This is a genomic window from Candidatus Harpocratesius sp., assembly GCF_054039255.1.
Genome location: NZ_JBPLBG010000032.1, coordinates 1 through 24777, shown reverse-complemented (window position 1 = coordinate 24777; position 24777 = coordinate 1). Strand labels below are relative to the sequence as shown.

The 24777-nt window shown below is 30.7% G+C and carries 25 protein-coding genes; 11 read left to right on the top strand and 14 right to left on the bottom strand.

Annotated features, from left to right (window positions below; genetic code table 11):
• The first annotated feature begins 257 nt into the window (after positions 1-257).
• Positions 258-1037 (top strand): hypothetical protein, encoded by a 780-nt coding sequence (locus ACXLDF_RS07030; RefSeq protein ID WP_457557795.1) that lies wholly within the window; start codon positions 258-260, stop codon positions 1035-1037.
• Here the strand turns inward: ACXLDF_RS07030 and ACXLDF_RS07025 are convergent.
• From ACXLDF_RS07025 to ACXLDF_RS07015, 3 genes are all read right to left on the bottom strand, one after another.
• The gene (locus ACXLDF_RS07025) at positions 1034-1366 is read right to left on the bottom strand and encodes a hypothetical protein (protein ID WP_457557794.1); all 333 of its coding nucleotides are present in this window, start codon (positions 1364-1366) and stop codon (positions 1034-1036) included. The genes ACXLDF_RS07030 and ACXLDF_RS07025 overlap by 4 nt on opposite strands.
• A 60-nt stretch (positions 1367-1426) precedes the next feature.
• Positions 1427-1768, bottom strand: a complete 342-nt coding sequence (locus ACXLDF_RS07020) for a hypothetical protein (RefSeq protein ID WP_457557793.1) — start codon at positions 1766-1768, stop codon at positions 1427-1429.
• A gap of 63 nt (positions 1769-1831) precedes the next feature.
• Positions 1832-2140: a roadblock/LC7 domain-containing protein gene (locus ACXLDF_RS07015; RefSeq protein WP_457557792.1), complete on the bottom strand. Its 309-nt coding sequence runs from the start codon at positions 2138-2140 to the stop codon at positions 1832-1834.
• 300 nt (positions 2141-2440) lie between these two features.
• On the opposite strand from ACXLDF_RS07015, the gene ACXLDF_RS07010 reads away from it, so the two are divergent.
• The 3 genes from ACXLDF_RS07010 to ACXLDF_RS07000 all read left to right on the top strand — a co-directional run bounded on the left by ACXLDF_RS07010 (position 2441) and on the right by ACXLDF_RS07000 (position 6697).
• Positions 2441-3544 (top strand): hypothetical protein, encoded by a 1104-nt coding sequence (locus tag ACXLDF_RS07010; RefSeq protein WP_457557791.1) that lies wholly within the window; start codon positions 2441-2443, stop codon positions 3542-3544.
• A 6-nt stretch (positions 3545-3550) separates the two neighbouring features.
• Positions 3551-5959 carry a hypothetical protein gene (locus ACXLDF_RS07005; protein WP_457557790.1) on the top strand — a complete coding sequence of 803 codons (2409 nt, stop codon included), beginning with the start codon at positions 3551-3553 and terminating at the stop codon, positions 5957-5959.
• 285 nt (positions 5960-6244) lie between these two features.
• On the top strand, positions 6245-6697 hold the full coding sequence (locus tag ACXLDF_RS07000; protein WP_457557789.1) for a hypothetical protein: 453 nt from the start codon (positions 6245-6247) through the stop codon (positions 6695-6697).
• 68 nt (positions 6698-6765) lie between these two features.
• Here ACXLDF_RS07000 and ACXLDF_RS06995 read toward each other — a convergent pair whose 3' ends face one another.
• The 6 genes from ACXLDF_RS06995 to ACXLDF_RS06970 form a co-directional block, all read right to left on the bottom strand.
• The gene (locus tag ACXLDF_RS06995) at positions 6766-7530 is read right to left on the bottom strand and encodes a hypothetical protein (RefSeq protein ID WP_457557788.1); all 765 of its coding nucleotides are present in this window, start codon (positions 7528-7530) and stop codon (positions 6766-6768) included.
• Positions 7531-7565: 35 nt separating this feature from the next.
• On the bottom strand, positions 7566-8612 hold the full coding sequence (gene meaB, locus ACXLDF_RS06990; protein ID WP_457557787.1) for a methylmalonyl Co-A mutase-associated GTPase MeaB: 1047 nt from the start codon (positions 8610-8612) through the stop codon (positions 7566-7568).
• A gap of 99 nt (positions 8613-8711) precedes the next feature.
• On the bottom strand, positions 8712-9107 hold the full coding sequence (locus tag ACXLDF_RS06985) for a cobalamin B12-binding domain-containing protein (RefSeq protein WP_457557786.1): 396 nt from the start codon (positions 9105-9107) through the stop codon (positions 8712-8714).
• A 34-nt stretch (positions 9108-9141) separates the two neighbouring features.
• Positions 9142-10854 carry an acyl-CoA mutase large subunit family protein gene (locus ACXLDF_RS06980; RefSeq protein ID WP_457557785.1) on the bottom strand — a complete coding sequence of 571 codons (1713 nt, stop codon included), beginning with the start codon at positions 10852-10854 and terminating at the stop codon, positions 9142-9144.
• 201 nt (positions 10855-11055) lie between these two features.
• Positions 11056-11607, bottom strand: a complete 552-nt coding sequence (locus ACXLDF_RS06975) for a cob(I)yrinic acid a,c-diamide adenosyltransferase (RefSeq protein WP_457557784.1) — start codon at positions 11605-11607, stop codon at positions 11056-11058.
• 290 nt (positions 11608-11897) lie between these two features.
• Positions 11898-12380: a hypothetical protein gene (locus ACXLDF_RS06970; protein WP_457557783.1), complete on the bottom strand. Its 483-nt coding sequence runs from the start codon at positions 12378-12380 to the stop codon at positions 11898-11900.
• Positions 12381-12671: 291 nt separating this feature from the next.
• On the opposite strand from ACXLDF_RS06970, the gene ACXLDF_RS06965 reads away from it, so the two are divergent.
• Complete coding sequence (locus tag ACXLDF_RS06965; protein ID WP_457557782.1) at positions 12672-13781, top strand: aminopeptidase; 1110 nt, start codon at positions 12672-12674, stop codon at positions 13779-13781.
• A 249-nt stretch (positions 13782-14030) separates the two neighbouring features.
• Here ACXLDF_RS06965 and ACXLDF_RS06960 read toward each other — a convergent pair whose 3' ends face one another.
• Positions 14031-14759: a hypothetical protein gene (locus tag ACXLDF_RS06960; protein WP_457557781.1), complete on the bottom strand. Its 729-nt coding sequence runs from the start codon at positions 14757-14759 to the stop codon at positions 14031-14033.
• 15 nt (positions 14760-14774) lie between these two features.
• Positions 14775-16265: an MFS transporter gene (locus tag ACXLDF_RS06955; protein WP_457557780.1), complete on the bottom strand. Its 1491-nt coding sequence runs from the start codon at positions 16263-16265 to the stop codon at positions 14775-14777.
• A 278-nt stretch (positions 16266-16543) separates the two neighbouring features.
• On the opposite strand from ACXLDF_RS06955, the gene ACXLDF_RS06950 reads away from it, so the two are divergent.
• Together ACXLDF_RS06950 and ACXLDF_RS06945 are read left to right on the top strand one after the other, a co-directional pair.
• Positions 16544-16828, top strand: coding sequence for a hypothetical protein (locus tag ACXLDF_RS06950; RefSeq protein WP_457557779.1), 285 nt, complete (start codon positions 16544-16546; stop codon positions 16826-16828).
• 9 nt (positions 16829-16837) lie between these two features.
• Positions 16838-17266, top strand: a complete 429-nt coding sequence (locus ACXLDF_RS06945) for a type II toxin-antitoxin system VapC family toxin (RefSeq protein WP_457557778.1) — start codon at positions 16838-16840, stop codon at positions 17264-17266.
• Between the two features lie 215 nt (positions 17267-17481).
• Here the strand turns inward: ACXLDF_RS06945 and ACXLDF_RS06940 are convergent, their stop codons facing one another.
• On the bottom strand, positions 17482-18969 hold the full coding sequence (locus ACXLDF_RS06940; protein ID WP_457557777.1) for an NAD(P)/FAD-dependent oxidoreductase: 1488 nt from the start codon (positions 18967-18969) through the stop codon (positions 17482-17484).
• A 271-nt stretch (positions 18970-19240) separates the two neighbouring features.
• Here ACXLDF_RS06940 and ACXLDF_RS06935 point away from each other — a divergent pair, with 271 nt between their 5' ends.
• Together ACXLDF_RS06935 and ACXLDF_RS06930 are read left to right on the top strand one after the other, a co-directional pair.
• A complete protein-coding gene (locus ACXLDF_RS06935; RefSeq protein WP_457557776.1) occupies positions 19241-19528 on the top strand; it encodes a hypothetical protein in 288 nt (95 codons plus the stop codon).
• A gap of 323 nt (positions 19529-19851) precedes the next feature.
• A complete protein-coding gene (locus tag ACXLDF_RS06930) occupies positions 19852-20460 on the top strand; it encodes a carboxymuconolactone decarboxylase family protein (RefSeq protein WP_457557775.1) in 609 nt (202 codons plus the stop codon).
• A 78-nt stretch (positions 20461-20538) separates the two neighbouring features.
• On the opposite strand, the gene ACXLDF_RS06925 is transcribed toward ACXLDF_RS06930, so the two are convergent.
• On the bottom strand, positions 20539-21828 hold the full coding sequence (locus tag ACXLDF_RS06925) for an MFS transporter (protein WP_457557774.1): 1290 nt from the start codon (positions 21826-21828) through the stop codon (positions 20539-20541).
• A gap of 166 nt (positions 21829-21994) precedes the next feature.
• The gene (locus tag ACXLDF_RS06920; RefSeq protein WP_457557773.1) at positions 21995-22525 is read right to left on the bottom strand and encodes a Rab family GTPase; all 531 of its coding nucleotides are present in this window, start codon (positions 22523-22525) and stop codon (positions 21995-21997) included.
• Positions 22526-22879: 354 nt separating this feature from the next.
• Between ACXLDF_RS06920 and ACXLDF_RS06915 the strand changes: the two genes are divergently transcribed.
• Together ACXLDF_RS06915 and ACXLDF_RS06910 are read left to right on the top strand one after the other, a co-directional pair.
• Positions 22880-23806: a hypothetical protein gene (locus tag ACXLDF_RS06915; RefSeq protein WP_457557772.1), complete on the top strand. Its 927-nt coding sequence runs from the start codon at positions 22880-22882 to the stop codon at positions 23804-23806.
• Between the two features lie 100 nt (positions 23807-23906).
• Positions 23907-24777, top strand: an 871-nt coding sequence (locus ACXLDF_RS06910; RefSeq protein ID WP_457557771.1) for a hypothetical protein, incomplete at its 3' end; no start/stop codon positions are given.

Below are 24777 nucleotides of genomic sequence, written 5' to 3'. Positions count from 1 at the left end.
TATTTTTTTAAGAATTATCAAATTCCTATAGTTAATCATAATAGCAATTTCCTTTTTGTCATTATTACTTTATATTAAGAGATTCAATATATTTATCAGTATTCTTCAAGTGAAAAGTGCGAATAAGTTCATTTCTATCCATCTTCTTATTAACAGACCACTTTCTAATTTTTGTTATTTAAAAAATATTTTGTTGATTTTTTGTTGATTTTTTCTTTTCTGCATATTTTTATTTTTCTAAATTACTCTTTATATATATGGAAAAAAAAAAACGAAGAAGTTCAATTTTTGATTTTAATCAATTCTCTAAAAATACTAATCGAAATACTAATGTAAATGATTCTTATCTTTCACATAAACACAATTCTGACATTAATTTATTTCCATATAAAAGCAATTTTTCTTCATTTGAAACTTCAAAAAAAAAAAAAAAATACAGAAGTATATTTGATTCAATATATATGAATACTGATGTTGCATCAATTATCTTAAAAGAAATTGATTTGTATTCTACTGAAGGTACAAAAATTATATCAATAATTGGAAATCATTATCGACCACATATAATAAAGAAAGTTGAAGGACGAAGTAATCCTGCAGATTTTTACTATAAAGAAAATTGGTATTTTCATGGAACTGCTTTCGCAGAAGCTTCAAATCTTTCAAGAAGAGGATTTAATGCGTCAATTTCTGCAAACAATAACACTTTTGGAGTTGGTTTTTACATATCAAAAGAAATTGAAAAATCATTGAAATTTGGGAAATTAATTTTATTAGTGTTTCTTCCTCCTGATGTGTCTATTGCAAGATATAGTGTAGATCATACTAATATTAATTTACCAAAACCTACCGCAAATAACTCTAATTTTGTAAAAAGATTAAAATCGATGGGATATGATGGAATTGAGGTCACAAAGGGAGTCTATGTTGAAAATTGGTCATTTAAAAATGGTGGATTCAATAATATCGTCCAAAATGATGAACTTTGTTTATGGAATTATCAAAAAGCCAAAATTGCATATGTACTTGAATTTTAACTGAATTCCTCATTATATTTCACCGCTCTCTCAAATTCGTCCCAAGTTCTACCTTCTCTTTTTAATGTCTCTTTAGTGAAATTTGACACATTTTCTACAAAATAAGGATCTTGTTCTAACATCTCTTGTGAGCACCAAGCACAAACAGGTCGATTTAAATAATATCTTAAGCAATATAGTTCAAGAATTACTTCATAATCTCGATCTTTTAGTGGAATTGTTTCATATGTATACATTCGATGTTTTGAACAAAAATCATTTAAAATACTATTTTGAGGAATATAACCTTTTGGATGTCTTCGCGCTCTTAAATAATCAAATCTTGTCATTAATAACACCAATAAATAATAAAATTAAAAAATAGAGCGGATTTATCCATATCTCTTTCGTTAACTCCACATAATATTTCTTAATTGTCTAACTAATAAACCAACAGAAGACTTTCCATCACTTCCTAATAAACCAATAAGCATATGTTCATCATTTTTCACAGCAATTATTGCTCCATTTTCAAGATTAATGGTAAAATCTTGAATGTTTCCTTTTCCAATATTAGATAAATCGGCTTCAAATAATTTACTGAGATTTTTTGCGATGTTTGAATGATCCATTTCTATAAGAGTTTGACCAATTAGCACTTCTCCAGAAATTTTTGCTAAAATTAAACCTTCACAGACAGGAACAACATCCATTACATCTGACAATTTCGGACCAATTTCTTCGATGTTCATATATTTCAGTTAGTTAGAAATCTATAAAAAATTAGTGTTTTCCAAAAGAAGAAAAATTATGATTTAATAATCAGTTAGATTTCGTAAAACGATTAAAATTAAGCCTTCTTGAGGTGCAATCATTACTTCACCTTTATCAGTTTCTAATCTTACAAAATTTAATCTCCCTTCTCCTAAAACTTCAACGGTTTGTTTTCCTCGAGAAATCAAAGCAGTAATATATGCCGAAATCTCTTCTGTTCTTTCAATTTGTTCCCCTCTAAATGAAGATTGAATTGGTAAACCTTCTGAATCACAGATGATTACAGCTCGCGTTTGGTCGTCTGCCATAAATTTATTAATAATTGCTTTAATCGCTTTTGAATCAATCATAACTCGTCACTTATTTTCAAATGATCCTACTCTTAAGTATTTAGCTAGTATTTGATTTTATTCGCTTAAATAATTATTTGAACATTTCTATTTGTAATGCTTTTAATTGTGAATTTTTTATAACATTAACATTATCATGAAGTAATATGATTCACACAATATTTCTGTAATATTTCTGTAATATTTCCATGATATCTCCATAATAGTTGAATAAATGTATTTTTGTAATCAATTTCTCATTATCTCGCTTGATTGTTATAATTATTATAAGAACTTGTAGACACAGGAATTTATTTCATCATGGAAATAACACAACCAGATAATCATCTTGCTGTTATTGGCGAAAAATTACCCACAAAAACAGAAAATTCAGAAAATATCCTAACTGGAGTAGTTTCTCAAAAGTTTCAAGATTTAGCAAGTAAAAATAAGCAATGTTTTAAAAAATCTTCAATTATATCTCAAAAAGCTGCAGATCTTGGTATTTTACTAAATAATGATGAATTTTCTGATATAATTAAACAAAATCCTTGGCAAATTGATATTAAAACTACATTAGAAAAAATTCAGCAGAGAATATATAAAAACAGTGAAATTAAATTTCGTATCGGAGGGCGCGTTCTTTATTCTACTTCAAAACTAATTCATGCAAAATCAGATTCGATTATCAAAGATTCGCATCATACACAAGAAATCTTAGAAGAAAATGAAGTAATTGAAGAAGATTTCCACGATTTTGATGAAAATTTCGAAGATGATAATTTTGATAAAGATTTCCTTAAAAAGGTGAGCTTAAACGCGATTTTAGGAAAAAAAGAATTAGAAATTTCTAAATTTAAAGGAAATATTAATTCAGACTCAAATATTTCCCAATATTTGCATGAAAGAGATTCAGAATTAGCAAAATATATTTCAACAAATGCATTTTTTAAACAAGATCGAAATGGAAATCGATATTTAGCTTCTCCTATGAGAAAAGTCTATCGTAAAGTCGATTTTTCTGAGTTAGGAAATGCATTAATTAAAACTTTAAAATATCAAATTCGTTCTAGTTCTAAAAACTATAAACGAAAATATATAAATATTAATGAAGACCAAATTTTTCCTGCAAATATCTTGAAAGAAGTAGAAGAAAATCATGCATTGATTGAGGAGCAAATTCAACAACTCTTTCAGACAATTCAAAAGCGATATAGAGCTAATGAACCTATTTCATTTATCTATCTTGTTTTATCTCCTGAACCTGAAGGTATTGTTAAAACATTACTATATCTTTTACAACTCGTAAATCGAAAAAAAATTGAAATTTGGCAAAAAATTCCAGAAGATGAATCTAAAAATCATGCAAATTTCTCATCATATGATGATTCTGGCATAAATATTTTTATTACGCCAATTTTATAATAAATTATGGCTGGAATACCCCCACAAATTACAGTCTCGAAAGCAGTAAGTCTTTTAAAAAGTGGACAATATCAGCCAGCTTTAAAATATCTCTATTATTTAAAACGAAATATTGGAATTCTTTCCTTAAACGATAAAAATGATGTTGAACACTATTTTCTGCTCTGTTTAAAAATACTTTTTGATAAGCAATTAGTGAAAGCGGAAAAATCTCTTCAAAATAACAATGAAATTCAAACAAGCGTAAATTTTATCAATCTATTAGATTTGCAAAACTCCCTTTATCAATTTTCACCATCATCAGATAAATCTCTAAATCATAGTTATAAAAAATCCTTTAGCCTTTTTGAGACTTGGATATTTAAGGTATTATCAACGATTCAAAGTGTTGAGTTGAAACGGCGACATTTAGAACGACATTTTTCGGAAATTCTTAATCTATTTGGTTATGTTTCATCACTTTATACTGATTTTTTTTTGAAAATTCCTCAATTAAAAAAATATTTTATTCCAAATGAGGATGAATTTGCGAAAATTCAGCAGTTTATTTTTAAAGAAATTGCTAATTATTTAATTGAACAACTTAATCAAATGTTAATACAAGAAAATATAATTCAAGCTTTAGATTTTTGGCAGAAATTGAAAAGTATCTTAAAATTAATCAATAATTCAAAGAAATTAGAAATTCAATTCTATAAATTCGAATTAAAATTAACAGAAAAATTAGCTGAAATCGATCTTCATCAAGGAGAATTACTTGAACAACAACTAGATTATTACTCAAGTTTACAAAAATATAAATCAGCTTTCGCTAAATATCATGTATTAAAAGATGAATCAAAAAAAAAAATCGCAAAAGCAAAGTATCTAAATGCTGCAATTTTACTTGGTCGTTGGTTTGAAGAGAGAGCTTATAAATCTGAATTAAAATGCGACCCACAAAAAACCTTAGATGATTATGAGAAAGCAAAACATATTTTTGAGGATATAAATGCTAAAAAAGAAATCTCTCGAATTTTAAGCCGATTACAAAAATTCAATGAAAAGCGTGGAGATCAACTTCACTCTCAAGCTATGAAACTTGCTGCTAATTCTATTTCAGAAATTGCTCAGAAATTATCCTTATTGAATGAAGCAAAATATTTCTATCAAAAAGGAGAAAAAATAAAAAAATTAAAAAAAGTAAATATGGAAATAACTTCACTAAGCAAATTGCGTTATAAATTATTGTCTAAATCAATTATAAATGCGGAAAAAGCTCATGATTATGAGTTAAAGTTCCTATTATTGGAAGAAATGCATTTACTTAGTTATGAAATGAATAGTGAAAAAAACACATATAAAATCGCAAAAGAGATTGAGCAACTTAAACCTAAGATCAATTGGCAGAAAATTGAACAGATGAAAAAAGAGAAATATTTTGAGAATTTAACTTTTAGTACAAAAGCAGAACAAGATGATAATGCACCAAAATTAAAATTCCAAAGACCACAAAATATTTTTTCTAATGAGGAGAAGAAAAAAACAAAACCAGATGTTTCATTCGATCTTGAAAAAACAATTCAGAGAGATCCACTACTACAATTAACAGATTCTCCCACGTCAAAGACAAAATCTGCAAGTGTATTAATTGATTCAACATGGTTTACATCTTATGAATCAACACTTAAAATTGATCCTGAGCAGACTCAAATTATTTCTGCTTCAGCAATAGAAGAATTTTCCCAAAATTATGCTCAATCGCGCTCTTTGAAACAAATTTACGTTTATTTGAAGAAACATAATGAAAGAAAAGTATTAAGTCAAGTAGAGATCAAGTTTCTATACAATCATGGAATTAACCTTCCTTTAAATTCATTATATTATTATAAGTTTTCTCATATTCCCCACCAATTCTATGTCTATGACAATCCAAAAGGTGGACCTCAAGTTCTAATGATTCCACGAGATCCATTAATTTCCAGGCGAGCAAAATTTGGGGAAATAATTCCTGAAATTCAAATATATTTAACAGGAAATCCACATGAATCTATCATTCCTCAGAATATTCTTCTTTCACACTTACAATTTGCACAGATTACAAATAATTGGGATGATTATCTTGGTTCTTTTCAATTTTCATCCATAGAAACATACATCTTTTTCCTAAATGCAATTCGATTGATGAATAATCGTGCTGAAATACCTGAAATTGTTAAAAATATTAATGCTTCACTTATTGCTGAATTTGTTAATATTCGTTCAGCTGATATGATTAATTTCTTTGAACAATTTAACAGTTTTTATTTTATAGAAGAGTTTATCGGTATTTCACAGCAAATCAATTGGTTACTTTTCTCAATTGGGCTAAAGTGGTTCTATAATGGAAATATTTTACTTGCATCTACCATTTGGTCCATGCTAGAAGTAAGTTAAAATAATATTTTTTATTAAAAAAAATATAAATACTATTTAATAATTTTATTCAAAAAAAGCAAATATTAATATGCATGTACTCGGTAAATTTGATAAGTAAAATTGATCGATCTAGTCAATTGAATTTCTAAGTATGAAATAAGAAAAAGTCTTTTCGATGTTTTTATTACACTTCAGAAATGCAGATATTTCCTTAGAATCATAGATTTGCTTGATATTTGAAGCGACTTTCATACGAATATTTTCCAGAAAAATACTTAAATTTATTTTGGAGGTATAATTAAAATGGTTCAAAATCATATGATAAGAAGTAAGAACATAAAAAAAAATGATGATAGAGTTTCCCACAAATTTTCTCAAGCAGAATATGAAGTAAAACGCGCAAAATTGAATAAAAATCTTGAACAAATTAAGAATAATCTCGAAAAATGTCTTAACAGCCCATTAAAAGCGAAAATGTTAGCAATAAATATTCAGAACATATCAAATGCAGTCGATTATTATTATAATGTGAATACATCGCGTGAATTGGCAAATGTTAACAAAAAATATAAAGAAAGTGCTAAGTTAATTGTTAAAATTACTCGATTTATGCATGCAGGAGATTATACTGAAAATATTCAAAAACAAGTATATTATCACCTTAATGAAATAATTAGAGATCTGCAAGATCAACGAACTTATATTGCTACTATTGAAGATGAATATCATAATAAACGAAGAATGCCGAATTATTAAGGAAAAAATGTTAATTTTATATAATACTTATTTTGGTGTAGATTAGTTTTTTTCTTCCTTTTTCTACTTTACTTTACATAAGTGAGACCAGAAGCGACTCCATGACAATTGCATGTGGTACATACAAGAATTACTTCTGATAATTTTGCAGATTTTATCTCTCTGGGAGCATTCAATTTTTTTTCACATAAATTTCGTAATTTAGTCTGTTTTTCCCTAATCTCTATAGAAGGAATTCCCCCTATTCCTGGTGCTAATTGATAACTTTCAAATAAGAAATTTGAGGGATTTGGCCAAGCTGTGCGGCAAAGATCAGTAATAGAAATTGGCTTCAGTCGTTTATGGATCGGACAATAACCTAATGGTCCAGAACAATTAATTGGGCATTTTTCTTCCCATTTTGCATAGGAAAAGAAAAGAGTATGTGAATTATCAGAAAAAATTTGTAATTCTTTTGGAATTAGATCAGTGGGAATTGGTGGAATTACACCATCTTTAAAGTCGATTTTTGGAAACCATTTATTTAATGATCTAAGTAATATTTCTTTCATAACATGGATTGGAACAACTGGAATTAGGTATTCAAATGGAATTTCTTCCAAAAAATGCATAACTATTTCAATATCTCCTAAAATGAAAAGTGAATTTTTTGTATGATTAATTTGATCTCGAATATGTTCCCAATTTGCACTATAATCTTTTGAAATTGGTAAACTGCTCGCAGAACAATTTGGATCACTATCAATAATAAATAAACGGAATCTTTCATGGAATTTTTCAAAAACATGAGATCCAAATTTTCCACCTCCGTATACAAGCAGTTGTTTTTGCATTCTATTTCATTTCCTTATTTCTAAATTATGAAAAATTATGAAAAATAACGATCCCGAAATATTTCCATGATTGCTCCAGATATTGAGTAAGGGTCTGCACCTTGTTCATGACTTAAAATTCTTTCGATGAATTCATTAATTTTCTCATTAGTAAAAACAATTTCTTCTACATTTTTAACCAAAAAATATTTCAGAATTTCAACTACATAATGTTTATATCTAAATTGCAATCTTTTTTTTATAAAACCTGTTTGGTTCAAAAATTCTTGATGCTTTTTTATATTCTCTAATAAAAGAGGAACATTTTCTCCAGTAACTCCGTTAGTTTTTATCACAGGAGGGCGCCATCCATCACAACGAACAACTTTTGCTTGGGTTTGATCATTTTTAATTTCAATATTTTCTGCAAAATCTAGCATTGTTTCCAACTCTGCTACGCGTTTGTCTGCTCCTTCTCTATCCATTTTGTTTACGACGAATATATCGGTTATTTCCATTAAACCTGCTTTAATCGCTTGAATTTCATCTCCTAATCCTGGGGGTGTAATTACTAAAGTAGTATGGGCACTTTTAAAAATATCAATTTCTGATTGTCCAACTCCTACAGTTTCGATAATAATAATATCGCTATGATAAGCATCTAAAACATGAATAACATCTTTAGTTGCCATGGCTAAACCTCCTAATTGGCCCCGATTTGCCATGGATCGAATGAAAAATCGTGGATTTGTAAAATTTTTTTTCATTCGAATTCGATCTCCCAAAAGAGCACCTCCACTGAATGGAGAGGTAGGATCAACAGCAATTACGCTAACTTTTAGACCTTGCTCTAAATAATGATCTGCTATTTGGGAAGTTAAAGTAGACTTACCTGATCCAGGTGCACCGGTAATACCGATGATTTTTGCATGTCCTGTTAAATTGTAAAGTTGAGGAATGATCTTCTGCGCGATTTCTGGTCCTCCATTTTCAATTAAAGTAATTAATCGCGCCAATGCTCTCTTTTTTTTGACTGAATCTTCTTTCTGTTTTATTAAATCTATGTAAGATTGAATGAGGTCATCAGAATATTGCATTTGCATCTTTTAAACTCCGTAAATGTAGCATTAACACCGAAAGAAAAAATTTTTCATTTTTAAACAGATATAAAAAAAGAAATTAAAATAAACTTGAAAATCTTCTTAACGCTTTAAATTAGCGCGAATATAATCTGCAATTTCTTGAATCTTTGTTCCGGGTCCGAATACTTCACTAATTCCTGCTTCTTTCAGAGCTGGAACATCTTCTTCAGGAATTATTCCACCTCCTAAAACCAAAACATCATCAATATCATTTTCATGTAATTTCTTGGTTATTTCAGGAAACAAAACTGGGTGAGCCCCAGAGAGAATTGATAATAAAAGCGCATCGGGATCTTCTTGTATCACACTCTGCACAATATCATCTGGAGTTTGATGCAATCCTGTATAAATTACCTCAAAACCAGCGTCTCGGAGTCCACGAGCAATCACTTTTGCCCCTCGATCATGTCCATCTAAACCTGGTTTAGCCACTATTAATCTAATTTTGCGTTCCATTTAATCACAACTTTCTTTTTTTTTTTTGAGAATTTTAAAAAATTGAATCCTCACGGTAAACTCCAAAGACTTCGCGAAATACATCTACAATTTCTCCAACTGAGCAGTAGGCTTTAACAGCATCCAAAATATATGGCATCAAATTTTCATTAGTCTTTGCTTTTTCACGCAAGGTTTGCAAACATTCTTGAGCTTGAGCATCATTTCGTTCACTTTTTACTTTTTGAAGATTTTCTATTTGCTCTTCAGCAACATGTTCTGAAATTTTAAGAATTTCAGGTTTTTTATCTAGTTTTTCCTCAATTTTGAATTCATTAACACTCACTTGCACAAGTTCCTTGGTTTCTATTTCTTTCTGGTATTGATAAGATGCATTCGCTATTTCACGCTGATAAAAATTATTCTTTATACCAACATAAGCGCCTTGAAGCATAGATCCATTTCCCAGTTTCTTGATATGTGCAAAATATTTTTCTGCTTCAGCTTCCATTTGATTGGTTAACCATTCAATATAATATGATCCACCAAGAGGATCAATAACATCAGCTGCCCCTGATTCGTGTGCAATAATTTGTTGAGTCCGTAAAGCAATTTTAACCGCTTCTTCAGATGGAAGTGCTAGTGCTTCATCAAATGAATTTGTGTGAAGTGATTGAGTTCCTCCTAATACTGCTGCCAGAGCTTGTAAAGTAACTCGAACAATGTTGTTATATGGTTCTTGCGCTGTTAGTGAAACACCAGCAGTTTGCGTGTGGAATCGTAAACGCCATGATCGTGGATCTTTTGCATGATATATCTCCTTCATATGTCGTGCCCAAATACGTCGAGCTGCTCGATATTTAGCGATTTCTTCAAAGAAATTGTTATGAGCATTGAAAAAGAATGATAAACGGGGCGCAAAATCATCAACATTTAATCCTCGTTCCATTCCTGCTTCAACATAGGCGAAACCATTTGCTAAAGTAAACGCCAACTCTTGCACTGCTGTTGAACCTGCTTCTCGAATGTGATATCCACTAATGCTGATTGTGTTCCATTTTGGTACGTGTTTAGTGCAAAATTCAATAGTATCCACAATCAAGCGCATGGAAGGTTCTGGAGGAAAAATATAAGATTTTTGTGCTTGATATTCTTTTAAAATATCGTTTTGTATGGTTCCTGTGAGTTTTTCCATAGGGACTCCCTTTTTTTCACCTACTGCAATATACATTGCCAGAAGTATTGATGCAGGGGCGTTAATTGTCATTGAAGTTGATATTTTGCTGAGATCAATTCCATCAAAAACAACCTCCATATCAGCTAATGTATCAATTGCAACTCCTTCTTTACCTATTTCACCTGCACTCATGGGCGATCCTGATTCATAACCATAAATTGTTGGAAGATGAAAGGCAACTGACAAACCTGTTTGCCCATTTTGGATTAAATACTTAAATCTTTGATTGGTTTCCTTTGCTGTTCCAAGACCAGCAAATTGACGCATAGTCCAAAATCGTGCTCGATAGCTGGTGGCTTGTGCACCTCGTAAATATGGATATTCTCCTGGAAATCCTAAATCTCTAAAATATTCTAGATTCTCGATATCCACAGGTGTGTACAAAGCTTTTACTGGAATGTTTGATAATGTTTTAAAATTTCTTTTTCGCTCCGGCACTTTCTTTAAAGATTGGGCTACAGTAGTGCTAATCCAGCGCTCAGTCTCTTCCAAGATTTTTTTATTGAGCGATTCTTGCGTATTTTCTGTCATATTACTCACATTTTTTTCATTTCTTTTTCTTTTTAGCTTCTGTGTTTTTTTTGTTGATTAAATATTTTTATTTGATTCTGATATAGATTCTGTTTTATTGAATCCGTTTAGTTTTTTTCTATCTATTTATTTTTTAATGATAGTCCATTAAATAAATAATGTCGGTTTTGAATATAAGTTCTCATTTTCTTCTAATTTAGTTTAAAATTCAACTCCCTTTCGAGCTTGTACTCCTTTTTGAAAAGGATGTTTTATTTCTTGCAAATATGTCACATAATCAACTATATCTATTATCTTTTCAAGGGGTTTGTGGCCAGTCATAATAATTTCTGCTTTATGATTTCGCTCTTTTAGAAGTAAAATAACATCATCTTCAGAATATAAGCCCAATTCCACCATTGAACCAATTTCATCAAGAACTATCAAGTCATAATTTTCAGATTTTAAAATTTCTCGAGTTTTTTTTAAAGCATTTGCAGCTAATTCACGATTTGCTTCAATCTGTTCCTGTGTTTTGACAAAACTATAATTACCAAATTGTATTACAGGAATTTCTAAACGTTCTGTGAAAGTAATGTATTCTCCATAAAAGAAGCCTTTTGAAGCTAATGGATCGTGTTTCTTTAAGAATTGCACCAAAATTGGGCGTAAATTATGTCCCAAGCAGCGGACAATTCGACCCATAGCAATAGATGTTTTTCCTGTTCCCATTCCATAATAAAAATGAATTTTTCCAAGTTCTAACTGTTTCATAGTAATTTCATTCTTTTATTACAAATAAATTCGTTTCCATCTTGTAGAATTAGGTAGAATCAAACTTATTCATTTGGGTAGACATTTATTTGAAATATTAAAAAGTTTGCGCCTTTTGCCACATACGGTTGTTTTCATTTCAAATTTCGTTCTATTTTTTTATTGAAATTTTTGAATTGATTCTTAAATATAATAGTGCGAATAAGTTCAGATTGAATTTGGAAAAAAGTATAAAAATGAAAAAATTTGAAAAAATTTGAATTAAATTTGAATTAAATTTGAATTAAATTTTAATAAAGTGTTTTTTTTGCATAAATCTTTAATTTTGCCTTGGTTAAGCCATCCTTGCTTTGTAAAATTTCATATTTTGTTGCAGAAGGACATTTGATTGTAAAAGTTTTCTTTGCTAAAATTTGATCTTTTCCTGGATCTTCTTCTCGCATTTGAATTTCCACCTCTACAACACGCTCTTCATCCTTCTTGAATTTTACAAATTCGCTCCATAATGTTAATTTATCTGATTTTCCAAGAAATGCTTGATTTTCTCGTAACTCTATACATCCTTTATTGGGAACTCGAGTATGAAATACACCTTTCGAATCTACTCTAAAATAGAATTCATTTGTCCGATTCATTAAATCATATTTTCCAACAGTTTTTAAGCTCTCTAGAGTAATTCCAATCATATAACGACCTGATTTTTCTAATTCTTTTGAAAAAGATTCTCCTTTAGCTTTTTTATTTATTGGAACTTTCACTCGTCGTGTTGGCATAAAAAAGAATAACTATTGGTTTCCTAAAAAAGTTCGTTTTAGTATTCTTTAGTTAATCATCATCAATTTTCAACTGATTTTAACTAGTTATATTGTATCATTTTTTTTTTCGAATTTAATATATTTCATTAAGATAGATAAAGAAATTTCAAATAAATCGAGATTAGTGCGAATAAGTTTAAATTTTGTTTTAATAGTTAATTACATATTATCAATACATAATTTTATATATGATACACACTTTCTATACTTACTTTTCTTTTTTTAGAAAAATATAACAAGGTATGCAATATGAACGATTTTAATGAAAAATTAGCTCAATTAGCTGTTAACTATGCCCTTGATGTTCAACCAGGGGATTTAGTGTCAATTGAAGGTTCTGAAGTTGCCAACGATTTAATTCGGGCAATTTACATTGAATGTATTAAAAAAGGTGCCAATCCATATGCTATTTCTGAAATTAAGGGAATACATGTTGCAAAATTAAAATATGGAAATGATGAGCAGCTCAAATTCATTGATCCTATTTCAAAATTGATAGTCAAACAATTTCAGAAACGAATTCAGATTTTTGCAGATTATAATCGTCAAAAAATGGCTTTAATTCAACCAGAAAAACTGAATATGATTCAACATAATCCAGAATTTCCTGATTTAATGCGCACTTATCAAGAAAGAGTAGCTAAAAAGGAGTTAAAATGGTTGATTGTTCCTTATCCTTGTGATAGTATGGCTCAAGAAGCTAAAATGGATACTGAATCTTACAAAGAATTCGTGTATAACGCTTTAAAACTTGGAGAATCAGATCCAGCGGCATATTGGAAGCAAATTGAGGTAGAACAAGACAAAAAAGTTCAAATTTTAAATACATTTGATCAAATTCAAGTACTTGGCGAAGATACAGATTTAACACTTTCAGTAAAAAATCGACCTTGGATCAATTGTTGCGGACATGAGAATTTACCCGATGGAGAAATCTTTACAAGTCCGATTGAAACATCAATCAACGGCCACATTCGGTTTACATATCCTGGGATTTATCAAGGAAAAGAAATCAAGAATATATATTTAGAATTTAAGGATGGTCGAGTAGTACTAGCCACTGCTGAAGAAGGGCAGGAATTGCTCGATACGATTCTAAAAATAAAAAATGCTGATAAAGTGGGCGAATTTGCAATTGGAACTAATTACGGAATAACTAAATTTACAAAAAACATGCTTTTCGATGAGAAAATTGGTGGTACATTACATATGGCTTTGGGAATGGGATTTCCTGAAACAAAAAGTGAAAATCAAGAATGTGCCATTCATTGGGATATACTTAAAGACATGAAATCACCAGAATCAAAAGTAATTGCAGATGGTAAGGTGATTTATCAAGCAGGTAAATGGCTAATCTAAGGGTCTTTTAATCTTTTTTTTTGGAATTTTTTTTTTTTTGTAATTTTTTCTTCTATATTCTATATTTCCTAATTTTATTTTATCATTCTCTCATTTTCTGTAAATGTATTACATAAAAATCGAAACTAGAGAAGAATAAGCAAAAAAGATGCAGAAAAGATGCAGAAAAGATGCAGAAAAGATGCAAAAAAGATGCAAAAAAGATGCAAAAAAGATGCAAAAAAGATGCAAAAAAATAATTTTTCGAAATTACTTGGATTTATGTTTCTTTATCACAATAATCGCTAGAGTTCCTAATGTGATCAAAGAAAATCCAGCTACAAACCATCCAGAATATCCTGGAATTCCTCCAGATGCACCTGAATATTTCAAAAGGCTTATTTTTACTCCTGTTTCTTTTCCATCAGATGAAAGGGTGCTGTTTTCAAACGTTGTAAGAATGCCATCCTTATCGTATTGTATTTTGAAATAAGTATTAACATTACTTGGAATATTCCAAAGTTTTATCTCCCAGCCATATGATAATTGCTTTATTCCGTATCGATAAGTATCAAAATCTCCGTAATTTTCCATGTAATCTTCTGAAAGTTCTTTAATATAGTTATCAGTGTCATTCTTGAATATAATAAATGCATTGTAATCGTATATGGCGATAACATTGAATGCAGTTAAGGATAAAGAAGGTTCGTTAATTTGTTGTGAGGTCACATCTAATGATTGTGCCAAATTGATTGTATCTACGCTAAGATCAGAAGATATGCTATATTGTAATGTTTCTGCTGCAGTATCGATTGCACCTATTGTCAAATTGAAAGTTCCTTCGGCTGTTATAATGCCATTGTTTTGGATCTTTACAGAGTATTCTAAGTATTCACCTTGTTTTACTGTCCATTCTGTAGCTGCTGAAGCATTCATAACTATGATGTTAAAACAAATTGTTAATATGATTCCCAATGCAAAATATGTATTCTTTTTCATAATTGTTAACCTCCTTTAGTCCCCCTCATATTTATCTCTTAATTCATCAATTTGTTTCTTGGTAAAGCTTTTAGCTTCGCCTCTTTTGACTCGACTTAGAAAAATCATTGCAATTAACTCCCAAAATATCAAATATGGGAATAACATGAAATATTGTGCACCTTCAACAGGATGTGTTATTATCTTATATAAATCAAAGGTGGCTCCTGCAGCTAATGGTCCAATGGTGGCAGACATTTGGCTGAAGAAATAATAAGCTCCAGTATAAGTTCCAAGTTTGCCTTTAGGTGCCATTTGCCAGATTATTACAATTGTATTAATATTGATCATACCATAAAAAATTCCTATAATTGCGATCATTAATACTATCATTGGAAAAGATTTCATGAACATCATGATAAAAACGGTAATACTGAGTCCAATTAGGCCTATAAATATAGTTTTTTTTCTACCGATTTTTTCGGCTATTTTTCCAGAGAAAACTGCTGTAATGATCATTGTAACAGGTGCAATCATCAAAGCTTGTGAAGCACTTGCTTCTTCCCATCCCATATATTGGGTAGCATAAAGAGAATAGTAAGTGTCCATAGCGTTATAACCCAAAAACCATGTGAAAATTACGAGTAGCATGAATACTGCACTTTTTTCTTTTTCGGTGAAAATTGCTTTCAAACTTTGCCATATCGTCTCCTTTTTTTCGTTGCCTTCAACATTTTCACCAATATATTCCAATGAAATCGGATCTACTGCTATTGGATGATCTGCGATTTCCATAAACTTTTTGCCGGTAGGGGTTTCTTTAATCGTTAAAAATAGGATTAACAAAGCTAAGGCGGTAAGAATACTAACATAATAAAATCCTCCAGCTCGAGTTTTATTTTCTTCTGGAATCCACCGGACATCGAAAAACATTTTCATTATTGTAGGACCAGCTAAAGCAATAACCATTGCAAAAGCACCCATTAAATTAATAATGGCATTACCTGTAGATCGAACTTCTGGATCGGTCAGATCTGGCATAAGAGAGACACTTGCGCTGCGGAAAAATGCCATTGAAAAGTTAAACCACATCACAACGGCAATAAATCCAACAAAAGCTGCGACTCCTCGATTATGGGATAATAATCCGATAACAGAAAAAGCTATGATCGCTGAAGTTGTTCCAATTAAAATATATGGCATTCGTTTACCAAATTTTGATCTTGTTTTATCTGATAACGCGCCAAAAATAGGAAGCAGTAAAATTGCGATTATATTATCCAAAATCATGACAATACCGATTGAAGTATCAATACCTTGTACGATTCCCATGCTTTTATAATAATCTTTCAGCAAAATTGGCATTATAAAATTATAATAATTCCAAGCTAAGGAAGAACAGAAAAATGCCAAACCAATTAGGAAAGTTCGGCCATATTTGAGCTTTCCTGGTGTATTTGGCTTCATCTTCGGAATAAAAAGAAGTTCTTCTGTTACTACCCGATTATCAACGTTTTCTTCAGTCATACAGTATCACTTGTATTTGTATTTTTTTTTTAATATTTGCTAATTCCTTTTTTTTTACTCATTATTAAGCAAAGATTCAGAAAGTAGCAAATTGAATTGTAAAAAAGATTTATATAATTTTCTTCATTTGAATAGATAAAAATTTGCTTTTGGTTTTTTACTGAATTGAAAAATTGCTAATAAAATTATAAAGAAGACAGAAATAGATTAATAAATAGATTAATAAATAGATTAATAAATAGATTATATTTAATAATTAATAGTTACTAAGTTACCTCATGGCAGTAATTAAAACAACAAATAAAGAAATAATCGATCAACTTCAGGCAAAATTAACTCTTCAAATTGGAAAAAGATTTACTCAACAAGAGATCGTGGATTTATGCATTGAATTTGCTCAAGATAATTTTGATGAGCTGATAATTCGAGCTTCAAACATGCCCAAATTGACTCCTCAATTAGCAGAAGAAATTATTAATGAAATTGAAAAATTCGATGAAGTTCTATATGATTTATCTCTTTCATCTGCTAACGAAATTGATAAGGATATTTACTGCATGTAGGTCTTTTTAATGGGAGTGTTTTTAGATACTGGTTTTTTTTTGGGATTATTACATAAAAAAGATATAAATCATAATTTATGTAAAAAAAAATTTAGAAAAATAAGTTCAGGAAAGTATGGATTAATATTTACTTCATCATATGTAATTTCTGAGACAGCAACAATTATTTTATTACGCACACACAATAATCCAACAACATTGAAAGCATTTTGGGAATTAATTTATGGTAAAAAGAAGTTTATACGAATTTATGAATCCAGTCAACATATCAATTCATTAGCTTGGAAGATTTTCTTCATTCATAATCAAAAAGCCAAAAATAAAAAAAAATATTTAAGTTTTGTTGATGCAACTAATATTGCAATATGTCATGAGAATGGAATTTTAAATATCCTTGCTGTTGATAGTGATTTTGATGGGTATTTATATCGAATATGAAAAAAACATATTCGCACAGTTAAAAAAATATTATATTGCATATTATTTTGCATATTATTTTGCATATTATTTTGCATAATATTTGTAGCAATGAAAGAATGCTAATAGATAGAAGCTGCCATCCATTCATTTTTCTCTCTCTTGTAAATAAAAAAAAATATGTTTCTCAAATTTCTATAATTTTCGGATGCACTCCCTTATTTATTTAGCTCTTCTTAAAAAGAATATTTTAACTTGAATTCAAGAAATTTAGGTAGAAGTACAAATTTTTTAGCAGCTGGTAATCGTTGAAAGAGTTTCTCTCCAACCCATAAATCATTGTCGATTGGATATTTATCTAGATGCGGATATACATAAGCATGATGAATATTTTTTCGCACTTTTCGAATATCTTCGATGTTTTGCAAATACGTATCCCAAATAGAAAAAGGGGGTGTTTCTCCGAAAAGAAAAAAAAGTTCCCTCGCCATCTTTCCTGCTGTCAAATATCGCTTTCCAATTGATATTTCAAGTTGTTTCTCATACTCTTTTAGGTTTTGCTCCGAATAAGATTCACCTTTATTGAAAATTTCTTGTAAAACTTCAGCTAAAATAGTAGTTGATGCACCAATTCCAACAGTTCCTTCAAAATACATTGAATATAACAATCCACCTGCATCACCAACAACAGCGGCCCCATCTTGAACTAATGAAGGAATTCTACCTATACTTGTAGTTCCAAAAATAAAATCTTGATTGGATAACTCTCTGGGATTTGGTGTAACTTGTTGTAAAAAGGGTTGTATTGGTGCGTAGTTTTTTAAAATTCTTAAGAATTTTTCTGCCATTTCTGAATATGGTCTTTCATCTACAAATCCAATATCAAAAAAATCAATAAACCTATTTATAAAAAGCATTCCACTCTTACTGATTTGAGGATGCAAACGATACAAATACTGCATGGGTAAATTTTGATCTAATATTTCTTTTGGGGCATAAAAAGAACAAACGATGGTGTTTAAAGATTGAGGTTTTGAAAAACCTAAAATTTTATGCAGGGAATTTGATGAATTAGATGAGTTATATGAGTTATATGAATTTGATGAATTTGATAAATTTGATGAATCTAACTTTGGTGAAGTTAAGCTTGATGAACCTGTGGCAAGAATAATGCAATTGGCTTCAATTTTCTGAAGATTTTCCTGCACATTGAAAATATTCTCAGAAGAAATTAATTCATCTGTCGAATTTGGAGAATTATTTTTTAGAATCAATTGCCATTTTTTCTTTTTATCCTTATTACTAGTTGACTTTTCTTTCTCTTTTTCAGTTGTAAGTTGTTGAATGTCAATACATTCTGTATTCCAAATAATTTTCAAGTTTTTTTGATTTGAATTTCGTAAATACCAATCTCGAACATCAAATTCGTTAATAACTACTCCCAATTGTTCCCCAAATTCATTTCCATCTATGAATACTTCCCGATTTCGGCTTGCGTAAATTGTTTTCCAATGGGGAAAAAATTGAATTTTAGGCGAATCTGGATCTTCTATATTAAGATTAGAATACCATTTCCAAGAATGTTTACAAATTATCTTGGCTTTTGAATAGGGTTTTATTTGATTCTTTTTCTCAATAAGTACACATGAAGCGAACTGTGAAATATGATAAGCAAGTTTACAACCCGCCATTCCTGATCCGATTATAGCAAATTCAATTTCCATGATTGAATTCACGTAATACTGCAATTATTTTGAAATTTTCGTAAAAATTAAATCAATTGAAAAAAATGAAAATTATAATTTTGGTTGAAAACTTCGCTAAATTTATGTAATTAGTTCTTTATACCAAATGGGTGCTATTTATTCTTCATTGCCATGATAGATTTTCTATCCTTCCAAATTTTTAAATAGTATTCGGTTTTTAACTAATCAGTAATTCTTATATCTTAATATAAAGGATAGTTATTCCCAAAAATACAAATGGGGATTAGTTATGTCGAACAATACAAAGTTTTTTAGATTATTTAGACGTAGAGGATTTTCCGAAACTCTTGAAATTTTAGCAGATTATCCAAACTGTGAAGTTTTGCAATCGGATTTTTTCAAGCGTCTTGTTGATTCGAATTCTTACCCGAATATTTACTTCCGAGTTAAAAATGACTTACTGAAACATGATATCATTGCCTATAAACTGGATAAGGATAACAATAAAGTCATATACTTAACTGAAAAAGGGGTCGAAATTTGGAACAAAATTAATGAAATTGAAAAATTGTTATAGTTTTAAATTTTAATCTTTTAATAATTATTACTTTTTTTTGGTTCTTTTTTCATTCTTTCATTTTTTGATTCTTTCATTCTTTCATTCTTTCATTCTTTCATTCTTTCAATCTTTCAATCTTTCAATCTTTCAATCTTTCAATCTTTCAATCTTTCAATCTTTCAATCTTTCAATCTTTCAATCTTTCAATCTTTCAATCTTTCAATCTTTCAATCTTTCATTCTCTATATTCTTTTAATATATTATTTTCTTGTTTGTTTTGAATTATATTGCTCAAAAATTTTATATTTTTTGCCAATATCTTTAAATTCCGCTTGATATTCATGTCATTAATGGATTCAGTTGATATTTTACATCATTCTACATTGACTCTATCAAAAAAGAGATTTTCAAAAAGAAGCTTGAATTGGAAAGAAAATTTCAATTTAATTGCTCGAGTATTAAAACACCTTTCTTTTTTTCGAGAATTGTTGATTCATCCAAAAATTTCTCGAAAATTTCAAGAACAGATTCTTCTAGCGGTTACTTCAGTGAATGATTGTCCATATTGCTCTTATTTTCATATGCAGGTAGCAATTGAAAGTGGATGTGAAGAACAAGAAATACAACAATTATTAGATAAAGATTTATCTTGTGCTGATCCTGAAGAATTTCTTGCTTTGGCATTTGCTCAACATTTTGCTGAATCACGTGAAAATCCAAGCCGAAAATCTTTATTAGAATTGATTCGCTATTATGGGATACATCGGGCAAAACAAATCATCGCATCTTGCTGGATGATTACAATTGGTAATTTATACGGAAATACTGTTGATGCTTATAGAAATCGATTAATGGGAAGGTTACCAAAGAACGGAAATCGCCTCTTTGAAGCATTACTCTATTATAGCTCGATTCGAGTTTTAAATAAATTCGATAGAAGAAATCATTGAAATATTTTTAGAAGAAAATGTGCGAATTAGTTTTTTAACTGTTTTTTATTTTAATTTTAACTGTTTTTTATTCCAATTTTAACTGTTTTTTATTCCAAAATTGTTGGAAATCCTTTGAAATACTAAATAAGCAAAACCCATTCCTGCAATTATACTGAAAAAGAAAAAAGGTGCAATTAAATTCCATTCTGCCAACCATCCTGCAATAAAAGGTGAAATTCCCGTTCCTAACCCTACTATACTTTCAAATAATCCTGCTTTTGAACCTTTTCCATGAGTAACGTATTTCATCATTAATTCTAAGGCAATATAATAGATGCGTCCTGTCACATATCCAATAATAAAAAGCTCTACAATCAATAACCAAGAATTTCTGCTAAATGCCACACTAATCATGAAAATACTCACTAATCCCATATTTTGGCTTAATTTACGGAATGAATTAGGTATAAACTGGCCCATTATGAAACCCAGAAAACGACCGATTCCAAAAGCAAATGCAATTTGTCCAGAAATTAATTTAGACAATCCCAAACCTTCAGGAATAACTGCATAATTAGGAACATAAGATAAGATCCCTTTTGAAACAATTGCAAAGACTAAAGTGCCTATCAAAGTCTGCAAGATCACTTGACTTGAATCTGGTGTAACAGATGTTTTTGAAAAATTTTGGTGTGTGGGATTAAAATATATTGGCTTTTTTATTTCTACAGTTGAATTACTAATCTTTCTATTGTCATTTTGCTGGATACTATTATTTTTTACTATGATCACGCTTTTATTACTCTGTAAACCCCAACAAACTATACAAAATCCAATTAAATACACTATTGAAGTAATAATAAATCCACTTATTAATATCCATTCTCCAAAAATTCCTGCAGAGGACGTTCCCAAAGCTGCCCCCAAAGACCATGCAATACAAAAAAAGCTAATATAACGTTCGTGTTTTCGTTCATCACCATGTGCAGTTTCAGAATAAAGCACCTCAATTGTTGGCCAGTAAAATGCATAAGCTGTAGCTCTAAATGCTTGCCCGACTAAAATCCAAAATAAAATTTTTGATGGTGCTGGACTAATATTAATTAAAAATATATATATGATTGAAATTCCCGTTTGTCCTGTGGTTGCTATAAGTAAACTTTGGCGGTGGGGCAGTTTATCAATTAATTTTCCAAAAAGCGTTGGTGTAATAAGATAAATAATGCCATAGATTGAGGAAATTAACCCAATTGGGCCGGGTTCAAAACCTAACTGCACAGCATAAAAAATAAACAAAATATCAAGCATTGAATTGCAAAAATCACCTATCCACGCTAAAGAGGACAAAAAGAATAAAATTCGCCGGGAATTGGGTGTTCTTTTCATATATATGAAATATTAATTTCTCATCATAATTGAATATTAAGCAAAGTGAATGCAAATTTATTCGCACTTAAAACAATCTATCAAGTTGTGTAAAAATCAAGAAAAATAATCAGAAAATTGTTTTTATTCGTTTTTAATAGTTAAAAAGAAGTTTAAATTGAAAAAATTATGTTGAAATCTTACGCACAATTGTCATTATCAGATCTTTAAAAGAATCTTCAACCTTTTCACCAGTTGCTGCAGAAGTAAATAGAACATCTGTATTATATTTCTTAGAATATTCCAGAGCCTGCTCCTCGCTTATTACCCTATCAGATTCAAGATCAATTTTATTTCCAATTATAATCATGGGTACTTCTTTTCCCCGAATTTCTATCAAAGATTCAATCCAATCTTCTAAAGCATCGAAGCTGGCTTGTGATGTGACGTCAAAAACAACCAAAGCACCTTGCGAACCTTCTAAATACAACTTTCGCAATTTTCTATAAGCTGACTGACCCCCTAGATCCCAAAGTTGAATTGAGGCGGATTTTCCTGCGAATTCATCTTCAAGTGCTACTTTTTTTTTTAAAAGATTGACGCCTAATGTGGATTTGAAATCTTGACTGAATCTATTTTCGATATATCGGTAGACGAGAGAGGTTTTTCCTACACCGCCTTCACCTAATAAAACAATTTTGAGCACAAAGTCAACCATAATATTCGATCCCTTTTTTTTTTAGAATGGAGCAAGAACTCTATAGTTATTATTGTGTGAAAACACCTTAAAATGATTTGGGTTCAGAATCTATTAATTCTTTTCAGTCTCCATAATGAGGGTGAAAATAAATGGTTGGATTTGTAAAAGTATCGGAATAAAAATGATTAATATTTTTTTGAAGATGAAATATTAAAACGAAGGATGTATGAATTTACAGAGTTTTTTTATTCTTTTTCAAGTATTCTTCCCATTGCATAAGTTTTAATGCAGAAATTTACTTATTATGAAAGCATATCGTGGGGTGATGCCGACAATCCTGAAGGAGTTCGTTTGATAAGGTGCATGTCTCTTTTGGAAAGCCGACTTCTTCCGTATTTTGGATTATTTAAGATAGTGGAGGCGAAAACGGGCAATTGGGGTGCTATCATTAAGAATTTACAAGGTCCGTATGAGATGCAGAGTTTAATGCACTGGTCTGGAAGATCAAAAGGTGCATTGAAGGGAAATTCGCCTGGTCAATTGGATTTCAGCATGCTGATAAACGGCTGGCCTATTTGCTTTGAAATTCTTGACTACGGTGAAAAAATAACATGGGGCAAGCTGGCTGGAATGCTTTACGGTGCAGATTCTGATAATAAAATAGGAAAACAAGTAAAAGATTGGAAATTTCCCACGATATCAATCGGTATACCTTCAGATATGGGCTGGTATTCGAGAAACGCCGAAAATGTGGGTAAGACTTCGCCCGCATCTAATAGTCCCGAGGCGGTTCGTTTGCTTAAAGCGATGGCGTATATTAATTTACCCGAGGTAAAATCTGCAGTTGAGCAAGTGTATCCCGGTCTTTACGCTGGATTAAAGGGTGATCCGCTACGGATTGCGTTATTTTTGCTGAAATCTGATGTGCAGGTGCCTGTTTTCAACTGGTATTCGAGGAATTTTCAGACGAAGAAGAAGAAGAACGATGAATTTATTACGGATAGTTTTGCAGCGGCTTGTGGGTTTTCGAATTCAGAAATGATTGATCGATTATATGCTTCATATGGGATTAAACGCAGAAATTCTAATCCTTCGATCATGGAATATTCATTCGATTTTAAAGATGAACATTTCCAAAATTGGTGGGATCAGCGGGATGAACTTCATGAATTAATTGCGGAAGGTTTAACCTGGCAACAAGTGAAAAATCATCCTAAACCCAAAAAAAGAGTATTCTGGCGGGCAGTTCAGCTGCTTACGGCGGCCGACACGATTATCCGAAAAGAGCCAACCGGTTAAGTATTAGTATTGGTAAAGTGCGAGAATTTTTTTGTATAAGTTTTTTTATTTTAAAATTAAATTATAATTGGCGGGAAAAGTTGGGAGCGAGGGTATTGATATGACGTGGTATGATGAATTTAAAAAAATGATGAAAAGTGCAAGTCGTCTCTACTATATGGAATTCGGTGAACCTTTGCCTAAGAATCTTGAGCGGGATCAGTGGGGCGTGCCCGTTCATCCTTTTTGGCGTTATTTTCATTATCAAAAGTTAATCCACATTGGTTTTCCAGTTCCAGAGATTCTTAGTGATGAATATTTAGATGTACCTTGTCCATGGAACAAGGTATTTGGATATTTTTTTCGGATTTCTGATTATTATTGGCGTATGGGTGTTGATCTCCGTAAATACAGGTGCATCGAGAGTGGAACAAAGTTTACAATCCCTTTACCTGGGCCAGATATCGTGCCGGTGGATGATGATGGTCTACCGTATGAGACATACTGGTTGTTTTATGCGGTATCTCGTCGAATAAATTCCGAATATCCGATACCGCTTTACGATAGGAAGGGTATTCCTCTGAATTCATTTGAAAGAGACAAGCAAAAAGAATTGAATCAAGATGAGGAGTATTTGAAGAGTTGGAATTATAATCCTGAGCCTTTTAATCGGGATGCATTTTTGAAGGTTTTTCGTGCAGGCAATGGCTTTTTCGGTATTTTTATTATTGATGATAAGTATATCGACGACCAAATTCCTTATCTGGACCATATCGATTCACACATGCAGCGTACCACTTTTTATACCTACGAGCAGATGTGCAAGGAGCGAGAGCCCTATTTCGTGCCCCTTTTCACGCCTACCGTTCCCGATTTGGCAGTAACCTATGTGACCCTCAAGAATAACCCCGATGCTGTTCTGGATGATCGACGATTTCCGCATGGCTTTACTGAGCTTCATCGTGCTTGGTTGATTAGGGCAGCAAATCCCT